The sequence below is a fragment of the Flavobacterium tistrianum genome (genome assembly GCF_003254545.1).
GTDB lineage: Bacteria > Bacteroidota > Bacteroidia > Flavobacteriales > Flavobacteriaceae > Flavobacterium > Flavobacterium tistrianum.
Genome location: NZ_QJRH01000065.1, coordinates 199764 through 219751 on the forward strand (window position 1 = coordinate 199764; position 19988 = coordinate 219751).

The following is a 19988-nucleotide window of genomic DNA, read 5'->3' on the forward strand; positions in this document are numbered from 1 at the left end:
AAGTATTATGGCATTATTAAGTAAAAAAGCAATGAATTTCGCTTATGGTATGGGAGCGGCAGTGGTAATCGTTGGAGCGTTATTCAAAATTACTCACTTTGAGATTGGACCTTTAACAGGTACAGTTATGCTTTCAGTAGGGTTAGTTACTGAGGCGTTAATTTTCGCGCTTTCTGCTTTCGAACCAGTTGAAGAAGAACTAGATTGGACTCTAGTTTACCCAGAATTAGCTAACGGACAAGCTAGAGAGAAAAAAGCTAAAGCTGAAACTCCAACTGATGCTCAAGGATTATTATCTCAAAAATTAGACACATTATTAAAAGAAGCTAAAATTGACGGTGAATTAATGTCAAGTTTAGGAAATAGCATCAAAAACTTCGAATCTGCTGCTAAAGGAATTGCTCCAACTGTAGATTCAATTGCAGGTCAAAAGAAATATTCTGAAGAATTATCTGTTGCTGCTGCTCAAATGGAATCATTAAACAGTTTATATAAAGTACAATTAGAAAGTGCTTCTAGAAACGCTGAAGCTAACAAAGAAATTGCTGAAAATGCTTCTAAATTAAAAGAGCAAATGGCATCTATGACTGCAAATATCGCTTCTTTAAACAGCGTTTACGGTGGTATGCTTTCTGCAATGAGTAACAAAGGATAATTAGTTTTTAACTAAATATTAAATTTATTAATAAGAACTAATTAGAAAAAAATGGCAGGAGGAAAATTAACCCCTAGACAGAAGATGATTAACCTGATGTACCTGGTTTTCATCGCAATGTTAGCAATGAACGTATCAAAAGAAGTTATTTCTGCTTTTGGTTTGATGAATGAAAAATTTGAAGGTGCAAATAAAACATCAACAGAGACAAATGCAGGTTTATTAACTTCTTTGGATCAAAAAGCTGCTGAAGCAAAAGGAGAATTTGCGATTGCTGCAGTAACAGCTCACAAAGTTGAAACTATTACAAAAGATTTTTATGATTATATAGCTACTCTAAAAGCTCAGGCAGTTAAAGGTTTCGAAGTTGATAAAGCAACTGGAAAAATGCCTTATGAGTCTATGGATAGAGGTGATAATATCGACGACTGGTTTACAGGAGATGGTTACACAAAAAAAGGTAACGAAATTATCGCTAAAATCGAAAAATATAAAGCTGATATCAAAGCTGCTTTAGGAACAGATAAAAAATACGCAGCAATTATTGCTGAGGTTGAAAAGAAATTTGATGTTTCTGATGTTAAAAATAAAGAAGGACTTAAAGAAAAATACTTAGCGTATCACTTTAAAGGATTCCCAGCTATTGCTTCTGCGGCTAAACTTTCAGCTTGGCAAAATGATGTTAAAAAGACTGAAACAGACGTTTACAACAGTGCATTAGGTAAAGCTGCAGTTGCTGCTGCTTCTTATAGCAACTATCAAGCAATCGTTGTTTTAGATAAAAATGCTTATTTCCAAGGGGAAAAAGTTACCGGTAAAGTTGTTTTAGGTCGTTATGACGAAAATACTACACCAACTTCTTTCCAAGGTCCTGGTCAAATTGTTAACGGACAAGCTGTTATCTCTTTAACTGCTGGTGGAGTGGGAGAACAAGACATCAACGGACAATTTACTTTCTTAGAAGATGGAAAAAATATTCCATTAAAATTCTCTGGTAAATACGTTGTAGTTCCAAGACCAAATGCTGCTACAATTTCTGCAGACAAAATGAACGTAGTGTATAGAGGAGTTGTTAACCCAATCTCTGTATCTTTTGCCGGTGTTGATGCTAACAAAATTGTTGCAAGTGCTCCAGGTTTAGCTTCTGCTGGAAAACCAGGCAAATATAACATGAGCCCAGGTCAAGGTACTGAAACTACAATTTCTGTAACTGGTACTTTACCAAACGGTGATAAAGTAACTGATAAGAAAACATTCAGAATTAAAGGTATTCCTGGTCCAACAGGAACAATTAGAGGTGAGATGGGAGTTGTTAAAGGTCCTAAATCTAACTTAGAGATTGCTACTATTGGAGCTAAACTTCTTGATTTTGATTTTGAAGTTGGTTTAGATGTTGTTGGATTTAATATGAAAATTGCTGGACAGCCTACAGTTGTTGTTACAGGAAATAAAATGAATGCACAATGTAAACAAGTACTTTCAAGAGCAGGTAAAGGAGACCAAGTTACTATTTCTGAAATTAAAACTAAACTTGTTGGAGCTGGTAGTTATTTATTGCCAAGAACTGCTCCTGTAATTTACGAAATACAATAATAAAGTAGTGTAAACTACATTCAATATCTTATAACGATACCACGATGAAAGTAAGAAATTTATTAATAGCTATTGTTTCTATCGCTGGAGGTTTTGCTTCTAATGCGCAATCAAATTTGCTAAACGCTAAAACTCCTGCTCAGATTGGACTTAAAACTCCTGCTCAATTAATATCTGACAATGATAAGCCATTGGCTTACGGTTATGTAGATGATAGAGATATCTTGATGGGAAAAACAACATGGGAAATCATTGATTTAAATGAAAAAATTAACTTTCCAATGTACTTTCCGGTAGATACAGCTAATATTGGTCCTAACAGACGTTCTCTTTATGACGTTTTAACTAAAGCTATTAAAAGTGGAAAAATAACTGAGGTATACACTGATAGTTATTTCAACACTAAAAAATCTATGAAAGACATCGAAGGATCTTTATCTCGTATTGATACAACGGATGCAGGTAGAGAGTTAATTAACCAATACCCTGATGACTACAAATCACGTGTTGTGAAGAAAAAAGTAGTTTCTGGTAAAGGTAAAAACAAATCGGTTTCTTATGTAGAAGAAACAGTTGGACCAACAAGAACGGTTCCTGCTGAATACATCTTGAAACAAGATCTTACTGCTGCTGATGTTAGTCAGTATAAAATTAAAGGATACTGGTATTTTGATAAGCGTCAAAGTGAATTGAAATATCGTTTACTAGGTATTTGCCCAGTAACTCCAGACGTTTATACAATGAATAGTGATGAAAAGGATTATATTGAATTGTTTTGGGTATTTTTCCCAAATGCCAGAGAAGCACTGCATGAAGCAAAAGCTTTCAATGACAACAATTCAGCTCTTCCAATCTCATTTGATCAGATTTTAAATTCAAGACGTTTTAATGCTGTTGTATACAAAGAGGAAAACCTTTACGGAGACAGAGCAATTAGCGATTACATGAAAGACAACGCACAAAATCAGTTGTTAGAATCTGAAAGAGTGAAAGAAAAAATTCGCAACTTCGAACAAGATATGTGGAACTACTAAGTTGATACATAATACAATAATTGAAAAACTCTTACTACCTTTGTAGTAAGAGTTTTTTTTATGTCAAAAAGTTAGCAAGAATATGGTATAGAGTAATATTTGATTTCTTTTTGATTATGTAAGAAAAATAACAATATTTGTAATAAAATTTCGTTTAATGTTTTGTAAAAATTATCATGATGAAAGTAAGAAATTTATTAATTGCTATTGTTACTGTTCTAGGAAGCTTATCTTCTAATGCTCAGTCTAATTTACTTAATGCCAAAACAGCTGATCAGATTGGAATTAAGACGCCGGCTCAAATGATATCGGATAACGATAAACCTTTAGCGTATGGTTATGTTGATGATCGGGATGTGTTGATGGGAAAAATGGTTTGGGAAATTATCGATTTAAATGAAAAAATCAATTTTCCGTTATATTTTCCAGTAGATACTGCCAATATTGGTCCAGATAGACGTTCACTTTATGATATTTTGACCAAAGCCATAAGAAATGGAAGAATAACAGAAGTTTATGCAGATAGCTATTTTAATACAAAGAAAAGCTTAAAAGATATTCAAGGGGCATTATCTCGCGTTGATACTACAGATGCTGGTCGTGAACTAATTAACCAATATCCTGATGATTATAGGACTCGTGTTGTTAAGAAGAAAGTTGTTACGGGTACAGGTAAAAATAAAAAAGTTACTTATGTAGATCAGACAGTTGGGCCGACTAGAACAGTTCCTGCTGAATATATATTAAAGCAAGATCTTACGGCTGCAGATGTGAGTATGTATAAGATTAAAGGCTTTTGGTATTTTGATAAAAGGCAAAGTGATTTAAAATATCGTCTGTTAGGAATTTGTCCAGTAACTCCAGATGTTTACACAATGAATAGTGATGAAAAGGATTATATCGAGTTGTTTTGGGTTTTCTTCCCTAATGCACGAGAAGTCCTGCACGAAGGAAAAGCTTTTAATGATAAAAATTCAGCCATGCCTATTTCATTCGATCAGATTTTGAACTCTAGACATTTCAATTCTGTTATATATAAAGAAGAAAATGTTTATGGCGATCGCGAAATCAAAGATTATATTAAAGATAACGCACAAAGTCAATTGTTAGAATCTGAAAGGGTAAAAGAGAAGATTCGTAATTTTGAAGAAGATATGTGGAATTACTAAGTTTATAAACTCATAATAAGAAAAACTCTTGCTACCTTTGTAGTAAGAGTTTTTTTATTTTATTTATATACCTCACAATGCTTGATTATTTAATTGTCGGATCTGGATTGGCTGGAATTTCTTTTGCCGAGGTCGCCCTTAAGAACAACAAATCAATTTTACTTTTAGATGATGAATCTCAGAATTCTTCAAAAGTTGCTGGCGGTTTGTACAATCCTGTAATCTTAAAGCGTTTTAGTGAAGTTTGGAATGCAAAAGAGCAACTTGTATTGATGAACGAGTTTTATGATAAAATAGAAGAGAAGCTCAAAGAGAAATTCAACTTTAAAATGCCAGTTTTAAGAAAGTTCTTTTCAATTGAAGAACAGAACAATTGGTTTGCAGCTTCAGATAAAATCAATCTGGCTCCTTTTTTGTCAACTAAACTAATTTCAAAAAAGTATACTAGCATTGACTCTCCATTCGACTACGGGGAGGTTTTGCATACAGGATATGTTGATACTGCTTTATTGTTAGATACCTATAGGCAATACTTGCTTCAGAATGATTTGTTGAGAGAAGAATCTTTTGATTTTGACCACATTGAGTTTTTAGATTCAGGAATTCAATATAAAAATATTAAGGCTCGTCATATCATTTTTGCTGAAGGTTTTGGAATGCATAAAAACCCCTTTTTTAACTATCTTCCATTAGATGGAACAAAAGGCGAATTGTTTATTATAAAAGCGCCAGATTTAAATCTAGATGTAATTGTAAATACAAGTGTTTTTATTTTGCCTTTAGGCGATAATCTGTTCAAAGTTGGAGCCACATATAATTGGCATGATAAAACTGCCGAGCCTACAGAAGAAGGTAAACAGGAGCTTTTAGAACGCATTAAAGAAATCATTACTTGCGACTTCGAAATAGTAAAACACTTTGCTGGAGTTCGTCCAACAGTTGCAGACCGAAGACCTTTGCTTGGAACTCATGAAGTGCATAAGTCTCTGCACATTCTTAACGGATTAGGAACGCGTGGTGTAATGCTTGGTCCTGCAATGGCGGAAGCATTATACGATCATATCGAAAATAATGTTCCGCTAGATAGAGAAGCAGACATTAAGCGATTTCATAAAAGATATTTGAAAGGTCTTATTTTTGGCCAGCCTTAGGATCGTAAGAAACAAACATATTGATGTATAAGTTTCTTGAGAGACGCAAAACGAACGGGAATAAAATAACCAGCGTTATAATAATTGCCAAAAATGACTGCTCTATTGTGGTGTCAAAAAACACAAATGAAACTATAAAGGCAGCAACACCTACGGCTACATTTAAAGCATAACTAACATACATGGCACCATAAAAAAATGAAGGTTCAATCTGGTATTTGAATCCGCAGTGGCTGCAATGATCATTCATTTTGAGAACTTTACTTAAATGAAGCGGATTTGTGTCTTCATACATGCTTTCTTTTTGGCATTTTGGACAACTTCCTGTTATTATGCTGTTTAGTTTGGAGCCTCTTTTGAACATTTTAAGTAAATTTTATAGTCTTTAATTCACCTCAATTGTATTTGGATACTAGTGTGAATGGGAGTAATTATTTATAGCAAATATACAGTATTTTTAGGCTCTAAGCTATTAAATTAGGATAAAAACTTACATCTTATTTTGATTTGATTTGAGTACAATGTTTACCGTTACAATGTTTCTTTCTTTTATAAAATACATTTAAAATATATTTTCAATCCAATGATTTTTTACCTAATTAAAGAAGAAAATTTCAGAATTAAACAAGACTTTTAGTTTTCGAATTTTATAAAAGCGATTGTTTTTCAATATAAAAACTTCAATTAAAAGTTATACTTTTGCACTTTCAAAATTGTAATTGCCAAAGGTTTATTTACAGTTTATTTTTTATTAATGAAATAAAGGTCTTTTTGACAGCCTTTAGTTTTTGCTCAAATTATGCTTAATATACACAATCTTTCCGTTTCTTTTGGAGGAACATATTTATTTGAAGAAGTTACTTTTCGTTTAGGTGCCGGCGACCGCGTAGGTCTGGTTGGTAAAAACGGAGCAGGTAAATCTACAATGCTAAAAATGCTTGCAGGTGATTTTAAACCTGACTCTGGAGTAATTTCTCAAGAGAAAGATATTAAAATGGGATTCTTACGTCAGGATATTGATTTTGAACAGGGAAGAACTGTTTTGGAAGAAGCGTATGAAGCTTTTACAGAAATTAAAGTTGTTGAGAAAAAACTTGAAGAAATCAATCATCAATTGGTAACTAGAACCGATTATGAAAGCGAAGAGTATGCTAAGATTATAGAAGATCTTTCTGATTATACGCATCGTTTTGACCTTCTTGGAGGTTATAATTATGTGGGAGATACAGAGAAAATCCTTTTAGGTCTTGGTTTTAAAAGAGAGGTTTTTAATAACCAAACTGAAACATTTTCTGGCGGATGGAGAATGCGTATCGAATTGGCTAAACTTTTATTGCAATCTAATGATGTATTGCTTCTGGATGAGCCAACCAACCACTTAGATATTGAAAGTATTATTTGGTTGGAGAATTTCCTTCGCAATTATCCTGGAGTTGTGGTAATTGTATCACACGATAAAATGTTTTTGGATAATGTGACGAATAGAACAATCGAAATCTCTTTAGGAAAAGCATACGATTTCAATAAACCATACACTCAGTATTTGGAGCTTCGTCATGAAATTCGTGAGAAGCAATTGGCAACTCAAAAGAATCAGCAGAAGAAGATTGAAGAAACAGAAAAATTAATCGAGAAATTCCGTGCAAAAGCTTCAAAAGCTTCAATGGCGCAATCATTGATTAAAAAATTAGATAAAGTAGAAAGAATCGAAGTTGACGAAGATGACAATTCGGTAATGAATATCTCTTTTCCAGTTTCAAAAGAGCCGGGAAAAGTAGTTATCGAAGCGGAACATGTAACAAAAGCTTACGGAGACAAAACGATTCTAAAAGATATTAGTTTATTGGTTGAAAGAGGAAGTAAAATTGCTTTTGTTGGACAAAACGGACAAGGAAAATCTACTTTTATAAAAGCATTAGTAAACGAATTTGAATACCAAGGAAATATCAAATTAGGGCATAATGTACAACTAGGATATTTTGCTCAAAATCAAGCAGAATATTTAGACGGAGAAATTACTTTGCTTCAAACAATGGAAGATGCTGCAACCGATACAAACCGAATGAAAGTTCGTGACATGTTGGGGTCTTTTTTATTCCGTGGAGATGATGTTGAGAAAAAAGTAAAAGTGCTTTCTGGAGGTGAACGTAACCGTCTGGCACTTTGCAAATTGTTGTTACAGCCAATCAACGTTTTGCTGATGGATGAGCCTACGAACCACTTAGATATTAAATCTAAAAACGTTTTAAAAGCGGCACTTCAAAAATTCGGCGGAACTTTATTATTGGTTTCTCACGACAGGGATTTTCTTCAAGGAATGTCGAATATCGTGTACGAATTTAAAGATCAAAAGATTAAAGAATATCTTGGAGACATTAACTTTTTCTTAGAACAGCGTAATCTAGAAAACATGCGCGAAGTGGAGAAAAAAGATGTGGTAAAAAGCGCACCAGCTCCAAAAGAAAAAGAAGCCAGTAAATTATCTTACGAAGATCAGAAGAAAGGAAAAGCGCTTCAGAACAAATTAAGTAAAATTGAAAGTCAGATTCAGCAATTAGAAAAACAAATTCAGCACGACGATAAGATGTTAGAAACTAATTATGACAAACATATCGAAGACGCTTCATTTTTTACGGCCTACAATAAAAAGAAACAAGATTTAGAGCAATTATTAATTGATTGGGAAGTGGTTTCAGAAGAGATTGAAGGGATGAATGCTTAATGTTTTTTTGTTTCAAGTTTCAGGTTTCAAGTTATCGTCTTGACGAGTAAATTTAACCGCAAAGCACGCTAAGTTTTCCATAAGTTACATTACAATGTACAAAGTTCGCAAAGCCTTATCAGAAGATAGCTTTGCGAACTTTGCGTTTTATAAAACTTTACAGATCAAAAAAACTTAGCGTGCTTTGCGGTTAAATACTTATTCAGTTCAAAACCTGAAACCTGAAACCTGAAACAAACTACTTAATAATCCCAATAGATCTAGAGTGTTCAATCGCTTTGCTGCTTTCTTTAAAATAGCAGACTGAAACATTTATACTTTCCAGGTTTTTTAAAATCTTTTGAACTTCTTTTTTCTGAGATTTACCAGTCTGTCTGATATAAACGGCAACTACAGTTACGGGAAATATTTTGCAGATTCTTTCGTAGAGTTTTGGATCGTGCTGAGAATCATCGCCCATTAGAACATATTTGAGCGTTGGATAGAACTCAACTACATGTTTGATTTTTTCATATTTATGATCGTGATTTCCTCTTCCGCTCATAAAAAAATCGGTGATTCCTCTTTTGATATCTTTTAAGAGAAAAACCGCTTTGGGTAATTTGTTAATTCGCGTGAATTTGGCAATAAATCGGTATAAATTCCATTCACTGCTAGAAATGTAAAAAAAAGCATTTACTTCTTCCATGTTATCTCTTCCTGCAGAACTTAAAGCTTGATAGTGCGGTACAACATCTTTGAAAACTTTTCGGTCATTTACATTTTTAAACAATAAAATATAAAGTTTTCGGAAGAAATTATTGGTGTGCGAAATCAAGAAAGTGTCATCAATATCTGATATGATTCCGAGTTTTCCTTTGTGTGGTCTTATAAAACTGCCTTTGCAAGTAGTGGTTTCATTGCGATATTTTAAACTGACTTCATAAGGCATCCATCCAAAATGGGTTTCTTTTTCTAGCGGAATACAGAAGTTAAAGTAACCGTCGTCAAGTGTTTTGGTATGAATTACTTCGTTGTTGTAGTGAAGGTAGACATCAAAATTTTTAATGGTTTTTATTCTGAACAATCGTAGAATTGAAGTGGCGTTTTTTAATTTCCTTTTTTCAAAATTATATTTGTTTTCCCTTTTTAAAACGTGTCCCATTACAATTAGCTCTTGTTCATTTGCATAACCGCGATATAATTGTAGAATTGGTTTCATTAATTACGTATATTTATGTAACTGTAATTTACTTAATTTAATTGATTTTAAAGATAAAATTTTGAAAAAGAATATTCTATTTGTTGTAAATCCTATTTCTGGAGACTTGGATAAATCTGATCTGATCGATGCTGTCGAAGAGTTTGCGGCAACCAATCATTTTGATTTGGAAGTGTATGAAACTACAGGAAAAAATGATTTAAGAGCAATACAATCTTTATATAATGAATCTGAACCAGAACGTATTATTGTTGCTGGAGGCGACGGAACAATAAAAATGGTGGCCGAAGCTGTAGAAGAACAAGATGTAATAATTGGAATTTTGCCTGCTGGTTCTGCAAACGGACTTTCGGTAGATTTGAATCTTCCTGATGGAATAGAGGAGAACCTTAAAATAGCCTTTTTGCACCATTATATCGAAATGGATATGATCTGCATCAACGGCAAAAAAAGCATTCATCTGAGCGATCTTGGTTTAAACGCAAATTTGGTTAAGAACTACGAACAAAGTGATGTTCGAGGATTTTGGGGTTACGCGCTCCAAGCTTTTACTACGCTTAAAGAATCTGAAGAGCCATTTGTGGCAACAATTTCAGCAAATAATAAAACCGTTGAGCATGTAGCGAGAATGATTGTAATTGCCAATTCGCAGAAATACGGAACAGGAGTTATCATTAATCCGAATGGCGCGATGAATGATGGAAAGTTTGAACTGGTGATTTTAAAAAGTCTTGATCTGCTTTTAATTGGAAAAATAATTACCGGAAATATGCCGATTGACTCTGATGACATTGTAATTATTTCAACCAATAAAGCAACTATAAAAACGGATTATCCTGTTGATTTTCAAATTGATGGAGAATATTGCGGAGCGCAGACTTCGTTAGAAATTGATATTTTGCACAAGCAGATGAAAATTGCAGTTCCGTAGATTTATTTAAACGGATTGCGTTCCTGCCATTCTGTTTTGGGTTCCAAATAATTGAAAAATCTTGAAATGTTATGATTTATCAAAGCGTTGCTGTGCGTAATTAACCCATACATTTTTACAGGTTTTGCACCAACAGAACTTTTGATTTCGAGAGCTGTTCTGGCAAAGACGATTTCGCGGAAACCTTTTTTGATCGAATATGCAATCATGTCGTATAGCATGTTTAAATACAGCATTTTCTCGCGCTGAATGCTTTCGTCATAACCCAAGAAATAAGTATCCATTACATGGCCGTTTTTGATTAAAGTATTGAAACCAATTAGTTTTTCATCCAAGAAATAACCGTACAGAAGAAAGTTGTCTCCCATTATTTCTTTAAAAAAACTAAAATGGTTGCGAGCTAAAAAAAAGGTGTTGAAAGGTGCATTTTTGGCAACATGAAAATAAAGGTCGTAAATAACATCTTCATATTGTTTGATGTCGGAAAGAGACATTTTCTGTTTTACAATTCCTTCCGATTTTTTTCGTGCACGTTTGTATTGATCACGATACTTTTTTGACAAGGCATCGATATAATCCTGTTCGGTTTTCCAGTTTTCTTTGATGTTGAAAATCATGTTCGGCTGGGTCGAAAACGTATAATTGTTTTTAAATTCAGCTTGAAGCGGTTCAATCTCTTTTGCAGTAAAATCTTTTATGCTGGTTATATGGACCTTTTTTCCGCTTTCTTTTAAATCTTTTTTTAATTGATTAATTGCTTTATGAAGAGTTTTTATAGCTTTTGATTCTTTGACGCTTTTGTCAAAAATAAAAGCATTTTGTCCCGTAAGCATATTATTTCCGACAAATAAAACATGCGAAGCAAAATTCTTTAAGGCAAAATTACGCACCGAAGTTTTTAAGCATTTATCGCGTTCTCCAAAAGATTCGAGTTTTTCTGCAAATAAGAACTGCGTTAACACAATTCCAATTAATCTTTCCTCTTCAAGAAGTCCGATGAAATGGCAAGTCATATTTACTGGACAAGAGTTTTCCAGCACTTCGAGATATTCTCGAGTCAAAAAAATGTTATTTGCTGCAAGCGAGTTCCATTCTACAGGCAATAAAGATGCGCTTTTGTAAACCTGGAAAGAATATGTTGTATTCAAAAGAGTGAGCTAATTTCTTCAAAATTAGATAATATTTGTAATAACTAAAGGGCTTTAAGTTATTATTAAGAAAACCCGTTTGAGATTATTTTCCAAACGGGTTTTTATAATTGATATTAAGCAAATCCGCAGATGATTCCGCCCATAAGCGTCAGGGTAAGAGTCCAATATCCAGCATGAATAAAAATATATTTCCAAGATTTTCTTTCAAATAAGCCGTTAATTCCGATTAACGGAAATGCGAAAAATAATCCAGACATAAAACCATGAAGCGCACCATGTTTAAAAGTTCTATAAGCCATTCCGTAATCTGCCATAAAAGCGGCAAAAGAAGGTTTTGCGCTATCCATCAACGGTGGTCCGCCAACCATTCCGATTGCACCAGACTGATGAATGGTTAAAGACATTAAAGTCATAGTGATCATTAGAGAAAATACGTACGTTAATCCGAAGATTTTTAGCATATTTCCTTTTCTTAGCTCTTCTTGAGTAAGATTATTTTCTTTCATCCAGATAGTTCCGAATACTTTTGGGCTGTACCAGATAAAACCGGTTACGAGTGTGACAATGGCCGCAATGAATAAAGCAGCGAAGTTAATTTGCATGATATGAGGTTTTTAGAATTAGTTGATCAAAAGTAATCAAAAAAATGCAGGTTTAAGAAAATAATTAAAAGTAATATAAAACTTACAAGATAAATTTTATCAACAGTTTGCCGATATTTAGTGTATTATAGCTATGAATTGTATATTTTTACGCTAATAACAAATCCCCAAATCTGTTATGAAAATTATATTTACGCTTTCTTTATTATTTGTTTTTTCGCTAAATGTTTTGGCAGATACTGTTTCGGATAAAGAAAAAGAGGCGCTTATAAAATTGTATCATGCAACAAATGGTTTGCAATGGAAAAACAAGTGGGACTTAAGTCTGTCTGTTTCTACATGGTACGGTGTTAAAGCTGAAAACGGAAAAGTTGTGGCGCTGAATTTGGCAGATAATAATCTGCAAGGAGAATTGCCAGAAGCTCTTTATGATCTTACAAATTTGGAATCGCTAAATCTGGAAAAGAATAAAATTGAAGGAAGTTTGTCTTCTGCCATTTTTAACCTGAAAGAATTAGAAACAATTAATATTGCTAATAATAAGCTATCGGGAGCAATTCCTTCTTCGATTTGTCAATTGACAAAATTGAAAGAATTAGAGCTTTTTATGAATAAGATTTCAGGAGAGCTTCCATCAGAAATTGGAAAGCTGAATCAGTTGGAAATTTTAGCTGTTTTTAATAACCAAATTAACGGAAAACTGCCTGTTTCGATTTATAAAATTTCAGGACTAAGAGTATTGCTGCTGAATAATAATAAACTGTCAGGAAGTTTGACAAATGAAATTATTAATTGGAATGCATTAGAAAATTTTAGTGTATTTGATAATGAATTTTCAGGCGCAATTCCGCAAGAAATTGAAAAGCTTAGCAAGTTGCAAGAATTGAATCTTTCGTATAATAAATTTACAGGCGAAGTTTCAAAAAAGACAGCATTATTAGATGCTTTAAATATGACAATGACCGATGAGAACGGAAATCCGTTTTTATTAGAAATAAACCAAGAAAATAAATTACAATAGTTTACCCAAAATTAATCGATGCTTATGAATGAATTTTACACTCGTTAAACAAGTTGATTAAATATATTTAGTTAATTGCCAAAACCGTAACTATGTTACGGTTTTATGGTTTCTAGAGGTTTCGTTATAGAAAAAATATAACATTTAATTTAGAATTGAATTTATTATGTTTGTCTAAAATTTTATAACTTTAATAAAAGTATCCGGAGAACCAAAAACCGATTAATCAGCGGTATTACTAATTACTTAATAAGAAGAAATCATGACACTACAATATCAAGGTGAACAGTACGGAAAACCAACAACTTTTACAATTAGAATTATTGGAAATAACTTGTCAAAAAGCAGTTCAAACTATCAGATTGATCTTTTGGTAGGCGATAAAAAACTGCCAACTTTTACAAGCGAAATTCACCAAAGTCTTTCTAATTGCTTGAGAGAGATTTACTTGTTTAGAAAGCATAATGGAATCACATTCAATGAATCATCAGAGAAAATTGTTTCGCTTTATGTTCCTTATGATAAAGTTTTGTACAACTACAATAAATATGCTTTGTTCAGAGCATAAATTTTTCTCAAAAGAGGATAATAAAAAAAGACCATTTGAAAAAATGGTCTTTTTTTATTTCTAAAAGCGAGAGCTATTATCGAATAATCTTCAAATAAGCGCTATAAGGATCGTCTTTAATTGAAGTGCGCATATAATATACGTTTTCGTCTTTTTCTTTTAAATCAAACTGAATTAAACCAGCGTCACAATAATAGTAAAGTAGGTTTTCGTCAGCAGGAAATTCAATGTTTGAAATTGGCAAAGTGGTTAGTTTTTCTTCAAAAGCTATTTCTCCGTTTGATAAATCCAATTCAAAAAGTTTCTTTTTACGAGTGTAGCCCCAAAGATTATCTACTTCTTTAACGATGTATTCGATATTATCACCTTTAAAATCGGTTTTCCAAAGCTGAGTTCCTGTTTTAGAATCAACAGCATAAATAGATGAAACTTCTGGACCTTGTGCGGCAAAATATAGTTTTTTGTCGTGGCATACTATGCGCTCCTTAACATTGTTCTGGTTTTCTTCTATTTTAAACTGCCATAAAACATCTAAGCTGTTTGGCTTAAGAGCATAAAGCCAGTTCTTGTCGCCAGCAATAAAAACACTTTCGCCATCGGTAACAGGTTTTCCTGTCATGGTTTCGTCAAAACTTTTCTGATTCAATAATTTTCCTGTATTGGCTTCAAACGAATATACATTGGTTCCGCTTTGAATAAAAACCTTATTGTCAAAAACAAGTGGCTCAATATCGTTATTTGGCGTGTCTAATTTGTAGTTCCAAGCCAAGCTTCCATCTTTAAGATCCAAAGCATACAAATTACTGCTCTGATTTTGATTTTGGGCAGTTATAAACAACTTTCCGTTGCTTATTACAGGAGTCTGGTCTTTTAGAACAATCTGGTCTTTAATATTGCCTATTCTTGACTTCCAGAAAATAGTTCCTGTTCCGTTATCCACGGCATAAATTTCACCATTGACAAACGGAATGTATACAACACCGTCCTGAAGCGTTATTTTGTTGGCGCACATCTCAGTATTAGCATCCGAAGCTTTTACAGTCCAAACAATGCTTTCTACTTCTAAATCCCAAGAAAAAAGAGAGCCGTCATAATCGTAAATTAAAAGCGAAGTGTCGTCTAGAGAAATCTTTTTAAGCGGTTTTAAAGACTTGTTCGTAACAGCTTCTTCTGCAGGTAAATTGCTGTTGGAGTAGTTGGTTTTGCTGGCTGGCGCTTGTCCAGACATATTTGCAAAGGCGAATACAAATAAAAGGGCTATTAATTTGTGTTTCATTTTAAGATTTGGGTTGATTTTTTTGATTGTCTTCTTTTAAAACATTTAACGGAGTAAATATAAACAAAAAAAGCTCCAGATTTCTCTGAAGCTTTTGACTTAGTAAGTAGTCCGTGGGGGAATCGAACCCCCCTTACCAGGATGAAAACCTGGCGTCCTAACCGATAGACGAACGGACCTGCTTTGCTATTGCGGGTGCAAAAGTGCAACTATTTTTGAGATGTACAAAGCTTTTTGGAAAAAACTTTTTGATTTTTTTTGATGGGAAATTGTTTTAGATGATGGTTTTTTAAGTTTTAATCGAGTTAATGTATTTGTATTTATTTGAATAATAATTGGTTGTTTTGTTTGTATGCGGAGGAATTGTTTGTTTTTTTAAGTGGGAAATATTTTTTCGAAATATTGAATAATTTTGTTTTTGAAAGAATAATCTTGCTTTGTTTATAGGGAAAATAAGAAGTCAAATAAGAAAACAATTGTTCTGCTATTTTTTACAGACGTATTTGACTGGATAAATACGTTCCTTATTTTCTCTTTAGGTCTTTATAAATTTGTTTGATTCTAAAATAACATTAAGAGTCAATAACAGTAAATACAAAAAAGTAAGAAAAGATTATGAAAGTAGAAAAGGGAAAATCTATGATAGATTTTTTAGAATCGATTGACAGAATGAAATATTTTACAAAATTAAGTCCAGACATTAAGGATAATAATAATTCTATAAATATGATGCTAAAAGTGCATTCGTACACTGAGCTGAATCTAACTATTTCATCTTTATTAAAAGCAAGTATAAATATCATGAAAGATGATTTTGAAAAAAATAAAATAGAGGTAATGCTCTTACTCGAAATGGCTTTGCAGTTACTTCCAACTGACGAAATGGAATTATTAGATCAAATCTTTGGTACTATTTCTGAAATAAGAAAAACTTCAAATGGAGATTGAAAATGCATTCCTGCTTATGGAATGCTTAAAGTGGGAAAAAATAGTATTTTGTAAATCCAAATTATGGGCTTAATTTAGTTCCCCCTTGCTTGCGCCAACAGATGCATTTTTTATCTGTTTTAACGATCAAAGTCTTATGATATATTACTCAAATAATGAATTAATAACGTGGTTTAAAAAATATGAGAGGCAAAGCCTAATCATAACCATACTTTTAATAATTTTTGCATGCTTAGCAGGAGCCGGTTTTTTCTTTGATGTACAAAAAGAAATTGATAACAAATTTATTTTTGGCGCTATAGGATTGGCTTTAATAATTATTTTCTTTTTGTACACCTATTTCAATTCAGGTTCTTTGACAAATAAAACAATTACAGAGATAGAATTCACAGATTCAGAAGTTACTTTTTCGACTTTTTCTTACAGATTATTTGTGTTGTATAAAATTGAGAAAAAGAAGATTGTAATGGACTTGGCACTTTTTAAGTTTGTGCTGAGTGAGTATCCAATAAGTAATAAAAAGGTAAATATTAAGAAAGAATGTTTTAGAATAACACATAATGAAGATGACTTTTTTTTGTTGTTTAAATATTTCGATGATAATCTTGTAGAGAATTTTGAAAAAGGATCTAAAAATTAATTAGGTTGGCAAGTGAGTTTATATTGCTGTCCCGCTCTCCAAAGTGTTCAACTGAAAAGCCTCGCAAATGTCTCCGATTTTGCGCTTTTTTTTATTTTAATTATAGAACTACCTCAAGCTTGTAGTGAAAATTTTGTAATTGCTTCATTTGTAGTTGATTTGTTTCGTGTATTAAGTCTTATTGTGTTGTTTTTTAAGCTTTTACGGGAATTCGGTTGTTTTTTATAATCTGAAATTTGCACCATCAAATAATAGATTAAAAAACAAGGCTTTTGTTTTATGACATTAGCAAAATATGAGGCAAAAATGAAAAAAACATTGCAAACGGGGTTATTATTGGCATTTGTCTTTATTATAAATGCTTGTTCTGCTGATTCGGCAGATGGGATGGAAACGGATTATAAAGATGAAATTGGGACGGGCTATACTTATAGTGCTGTAGAATTGGAAACAATGAAATTAATAAATGATTATAGGATGTCAATAGGATTGGATTCTTTACGAGTAAAAGATTATCTTTCTTTCAAGGCTGAAGAACACAATAATAATATGATCGAAACTAATTTGGTAAGCCATAATGATTTTGTAAGCCGATCTGAAAATATAATAAGAGTATTAGGAGCAAAAAAGGTAGATGAAAATGTTGGATACAATTATCAGTCTCCAGAAGGTGTCTTAAACGGATGGTTGAATAGTCTAGAACATAAAAAAATTATTGAGGGAGATTTTAATTATTTTGGCATTTCGATGAGGGTGAGCTCTGACGGTAAAAAATACTACACTAATATTTTTGCAAAAATTTAGAGGTTCATGCTTTCCAATGCATCCAATTGAAAAGCGGCGCAAATGTCTTCGACTTTGCGCTCTTTTATTTTAAAGCCAAACCCTCTTTATTGAATTGATATATCTTTCTTAAAAGTTTATTTATCAATTGTACATGAGATTATTTTGCAAATCCGAAGAATGGACTTAAATTCGTTGTAAATCATCTTTAATTCAATGTTTTAGCGGTTATGATAAAAATAGAAGTATGGAATTTTTTTTAAGACAAGCAGAATTAAATGATGTTGAATTTATAAGCAAGCTATCCAATCAATTGGGTTATGAATCAACAATTGAGAAAATGCATAATCGACTTTTGGAAATTTTAAACAATACCGATAATTGTATTTATGTATGTATCGATAATGAAAATGTTATTGGTTGGATTCATGGTTTTTATTCGCTTAGAGTTGAATCTGATTCTTTTGTAGAAATTGGAGGTTTAGTGGTAGATGAAAATTACCGAAGAAACGGAATTGGTAAAATTTTAGTTGAAAAAGTAATAGAATGGGCTCGCTTCAAAAAAAGCACTAAAATCAGAGTAAGATGCAATGTCGTTCGCAAAGAAACTCATATTTTTTATAATAGAATTGGTTTTAATGAAACCAAAGAGCAAAAAATATTTGATATGAAATTAGGTTAATATAGGCACTACTGAGAATTAGGGATAACTATACTAATTAAAATTGATTTAAAATGACAAAAACAAAAGAAGAAGTAGTATGGATAACTGGCGCTTCATCTGGCATTGGAAAATCGATGGCCTTTGAATGGGCAAGATTAGGCTATAAAGTAGTTATTTCAGCAAGACGCAAAGAACTGTTAGATGAAGTTGCTGACGAGATTAGGCAATCAGGTGGCGAGGCATTGGTAGTTCCGTGTGACATAATGGAAGAAAACTCTATTGAAAATGCAGTCCAACAAATTATTAAAGAGTGCGGGCGCTTGGATGTGGCTGTAGCCAATGCTGGTTTTGGCATTTTTGGAAGTATCGAAAATCTAACAGCCAAAGATTGGAACAGGCAATTGCAAGGCAATGTTACAGGATTGGTCTTAACGGTAAAATATGCACTACCACATTTAAAGAAAAACAAAGGGCGAATTGGTTTGGTTGGAAGCGTAGGCGCTTATCTTCCTAATCCAAATGTGGGCGCATATGGAGCTTCAAAAGCTGCGGTAAACTCTATTGGTCAAACTTTGCAGGTTGAATTAATGGGAACGGGCGTGAGCTGCACTACGCTGCATCCCGGATTTGTAGTTTCGGAAATTGCAAGAATTGATAATGATGGAATTTGGCATCCCGAACAGACAGATCCGCGGCCATCAAATTTAATTTGGCCAACTGATAAAGCTGCAAAAGTAATGGTAAAAGCTATTTTGAAACGAAAGAAAAATTATATTTTCACTGGTCATGGAAAGCTAGCCGTATGGTTGCAAAGATGGTTTCCTGGGGTGATGAGATCGATCATTTCTAAAGGTTCAAAACCAGATTTGTAAGTAAGTAGCTTGAATTAAATCTATGTTAAAAGAGCAGCTTTGTTTCAATATTAATGTGAAATTTGTGAAATGTCTAATTAACAACAAGATAATATGGAAGGACAAATTGTAGAATTGGAAAAAAAATACTGGCACGGAGTTGAAAATAATGACTATGAAACGGTAAGAAATCTGACACTGTTTCCTTGCATAGTTGCTGGAAAAAACGGTATTCAAAGTATCAGCGAAGCTGATTTCAAAAATATGTTTGATTCTGGGCAGACCAATAAAATAAAAGTGCTGAACATCTATGATGTAAAAGAAAAGTTAATTGCCGAAAATACTGCTGTAATAGGATATCGCCTTGATTTTGAGATAGCAGATCAAAGTCAAAAAGCACCCATAAAATGTGTCTGTACTTCTACTTGGATCAAAGAAAATAACAAGTGGGCGTGTGCGATGCATACTGAAACGGAACTGGAAATAAAATAGGAATCTGATATATTTCTCTGCTAGCGTGAGTATCTAGCTTATGAACGTAGAGAATAAAAGGTTCTAAAAATAAAAAAGCTTCAGAGAAATCTGAAGCTTTTTACTTAGTAGCGGGAACAGGACTCGAACCTGTGTCCGCCGTGGCGGATATGAGCCCGACGAGCTAAATCTTAGAAATAATTTTTTTATGAATTCTCTTCCTATTCCGGTTTTTAAATATTTTTCTCTTTTCATTGCTTCGGTTTTAGAATTAAAAAATTCAACATGAATAACTATCCAGGGTCTGAATTTTAGAGAATAACCTTTTGTCCCAAGAAAATTATGTGATTTGAATCTCTCAATTAAGTTAGAAGTGAAACCAGTGTAGGTTTTCTTAAATTTTTCAGAATAAAGAATGTAAACAACAAATTCATCCATATTACAAAATGCTATAAACAAAAAAACACCACTTGTAGTAAGTGGTGTTTTTCTTAGTAGCCCTAACAGGACAATTCTCGAACCATTTTCACGGTGATTTGAAAATTTTAAATCCGATT

Annotated in this window: 21 protein-coding genes and 1 tRNA gene; 15 read left to right on the forward strand and 7 right to left on the reverse strand. The window is 32.9% G+C overall.

The features are described 5' to 3' along the window. The first annotated feature begins 7 nt into the window (after nt 1-7). The 5 genes from porL to DMB71_RS07960 all read left to right on the forward strand — a co-directional run bounded on the left by porL (nt 8) and on the right by DMB71_RS07960 (nt 5602). Nucleotides 8-655, forward strand: a complete 648-nt coding sequence (porL, locus tag DMB71_RS07940; protein ID WP_008467092.1) for a type IX secretion system motor protein PorL/GldL — start codon at nt 8-10, stop codon at nt 653-655. A 51-nt stretch (nt 656-706) separates the two neighbouring features. Next, on the forward strand, nt 707-2248 hold the full coding sequence (porM, locus tag DMB71_RS07945) for a type IX secretion system motor protein PorM/GldM (RefSeq protein WP_111365096.1): 1542 nt from the start codon (nt 707-709) through the stop codon (nt 2246-2248). 44 nt (nt 2249-2292) lie between these two features. Continuing rightward, nucleotides 2293-3282: a type IX secretion system ring subunit PorN/GldN gene (gene porN / locus DMB71_RS07950; RefSeq protein WP_111365097.1), complete on the forward strand. Its 990-nt coding sequence runs from the start codon at nt 2293-2295 to the stop codon at nt 3280-3282. A 179-nt stretch (nt 3283-3461) separates the two neighbouring features. After that, a complete protein-coding gene (porN, locus tag DMB71_RS07955) occupies nt 3462-4451 on the forward strand; it encodes a type IX secretion system ring subunit PorN/GldN (protein ID WP_111365138.1) in 990 nt (329 codons plus the stop codon). Between the two features lie 77 nt (nt 4452-4528). After that, nucleotides 4529-5602, forward strand: coding sequence for an NAD(P)/FAD-dependent oxidoreductase (locus tag DMB71_RS07960; RefSeq protein WP_111365099.1), 1074 nt, complete (start codon nt 4529-4531; stop codon nt 5600-5602). Here the strand turns inward: DMB71_RS07960 and DMB71_RS07965 are convergent. Further along, entirely contained in the window at nt 5583-5966 is a 384-nt protein-coding gene (locus DMB71_RS07965; protein ID WP_111365100.1) for a DUF983 domain-containing protein, read from the reverse strand. The two genes, DMB71_RS07960 and DMB71_RS07965, sit on opposite strands and share 20 nt — an antisense overlap. A gap of 435 nt (nt 5967-6401) precedes the next feature. Here DMB71_RS07965 and DMB71_RS07970 point away from each other — a divergent pair, with 435 nt between their 5' ends. Continuing rightward, nucleotides 6402-8324: an ABC-F family ATP-binding cassette domain-containing protein gene (locus DMB71_RS07970; RefSeq protein WP_111365102.1), complete on the forward strand. Its 1923-nt coding sequence runs from the start codon at nt 6402-6404 to the stop codon at nt 8322-8324. Between the two features lie 238 nt (nt 8325-8562). Here DMB71_RS07970 and DMB71_RS07975 read toward each other — a convergent pair whose 3' ends face one another. Further along, entirely contained in the window at nt 8563-9525 is a 963-nt protein-coding gene (locus DMB71_RS07975; protein ID WP_111365103.1) for an App1 family protein, read from the reverse strand. A 61-nt stretch (nt 9526-9586) separates the two neighbouring features. Between DMB71_RS07975 and DMB71_RS07980 the strand changes: the two genes are divergently transcribed. After that, on the forward strand, nt 9587-10456 hold the full coding sequence (locus DMB71_RS07980; RefSeq protein ID WP_111365105.1) for a diacylglycerol/lipid kinase family protein: 870 nt from the start codon (nt 9587-9589) through the stop codon (nt 10454-10456). Between the two features lie 2 nt (nt 10457-10458). On the opposite strand, the gene DMB71_RS07985 is transcribed toward DMB71_RS07980, so the two are convergent. Next, a complete protein-coding gene (locus tag DMB71_RS07985; RefSeq protein ID WP_111365106.1) occupies nt 10459-11604 on the reverse strand; it encodes a GNAT family N-acetyltransferase in 1146 nt (381 codons plus the stop codon). A 116-nt stretch (nt 11605-11720) separates the two neighbouring features. Next, on the reverse strand, nt 11721-12209 hold the full coding sequence (locus tag DMB71_RS07990; protein ID WP_111365108.1) for a DUF1761 domain-containing protein: 489 nt from the start codon (nt 12207-12209) through the stop codon (nt 11721-11723). A gap of 178 nt (nt 12210-12387) precedes the next feature. On the opposite strand from DMB71_RS07990, the gene DMB71_RS07995 reads away from it, so the two are divergent. Both DMB71_RS07995 and DMB71_RS08000 read left to right on the forward strand, forming a co-directional pair. Then, nucleotides 12388-13230, forward strand: coding sequence for a leucine-rich repeat domain-containing protein (locus DMB71_RS07995; RefSeq protein ID WP_111365109.1), 843 nt, complete (start codon nt 12388-12390; stop codon nt 13228-13230). 262 nt (nt 13231-13492) lie between these two features. Further along, a complete protein-coding gene (locus DMB71_RS08000) occupies nt 13493-13798 on the forward strand; it encodes a hypothetical protein (RefSeq protein ID WP_111365111.1) in 306 nt (101 codons plus the stop codon). A gap of 76 nt (nt 13799-13874) precedes the next feature. Here the strand turns inward: DMB71_RS08000 and DMB71_RS08005 are convergent, their stop codons facing one another. Both DMB71_RS08005 and DMB71_RS08010 read right to left on the reverse strand, forming a co-directional pair. After that, nucleotides 13875-15074 (reverse strand): outer membrane protein assembly factor BamB family protein, encoded by a 1200-nt coding sequence (locus tag DMB71_RS08005; RefSeq protein WP_111365112.1) that lies wholly within the window; start codon nt 15072-15074, stop codon nt 13875-13877. Between the two features lie 107 nt (nt 15075-15181). Next, nucleotides 15182-15253 (reverse strand) — tRNA-Glu (locus DMB71_RS08010). A gap of 436 nt (nt 15254-15689) precedes the next feature. Between DMB71_RS08010 and DMB71_RS08015 the strand changes: the two genes are divergently transcribed. From DMB71_RS08015 to DMB71_RS08040, 6 genes are all read left to right on the forward strand, one after another. After that, on the forward strand, nt 15690-16022 hold the full coding sequence (locus DMB71_RS08015; protein WP_111365114.1) for a hypothetical protein: 333 nt from the start codon (nt 15690-15692) through the stop codon (nt 16020-16022). A gap of 85 nt (nt 16023-16107) precedes the next feature. Continuing rightward, on the forward strand, nt 16108-16662 hold the full coding sequence (locus DMB71_RS08020) for a hypothetical protein (protein WP_111365115.1): 555 nt from the start codon (nt 16108-16110) through the stop codon (nt 16660-16662). Nucleotides 16663-16968: 306 nt separating this feature from the next. Beyond that, nucleotides 16969-17466 (forward strand): CAP domain-containing protein, encoded by a 498-nt coding sequence (locus DMB71_RS08025; RefSeq protein WP_111365140.1) that lies wholly within the window; start codon nt 16969-16971, stop codon nt 17464-17466. 226 nt (nt 17467-17692) lie between these two features. Beyond that, nucleotides 17693-18127, forward strand: a complete 435-nt coding sequence (locus tag DMB71_RS08030; RefSeq protein ID WP_111365117.1) for a GNAT family N-acetyltransferase — start codon at nt 17693-17695, stop codon at nt 18125-18127. Between the two features lie 53 nt (nt 18128-18180). After that, complete coding sequence (locus DMB71_RS08035) at nt 18181-18981, forward strand: SDR family NAD(P)-dependent oxidoreductase (RefSeq protein WP_111365118.1); 801 nt, start codon at nt 18181-18183, stop codon at nt 18979-18981. A gap of 93 nt (nt 18982-19074) precedes the next feature. Continuing rightward, a complete protein-coding gene (locus DMB71_RS08040) occupies nt 19075-19452 on the forward strand; it encodes a nuclear transport factor 2 family protein (protein WP_111365120.1) in 378 nt (125 codons plus the stop codon). Nucleotides 19453-19515: 63 nt separating this feature from the next. On the opposite strand, the gene DMB71_RS08045 is transcribed toward DMB71_RS08040, so the two are convergent. Continuing rightward, a partial coding sequence (locus DMB71_RS08045) for a GIY-YIG nuclease family protein (RefSeq protein WP_239452947.1) occupies nt 19516-19988 on the reverse strand: 473 nt, incomplete at its 5' end.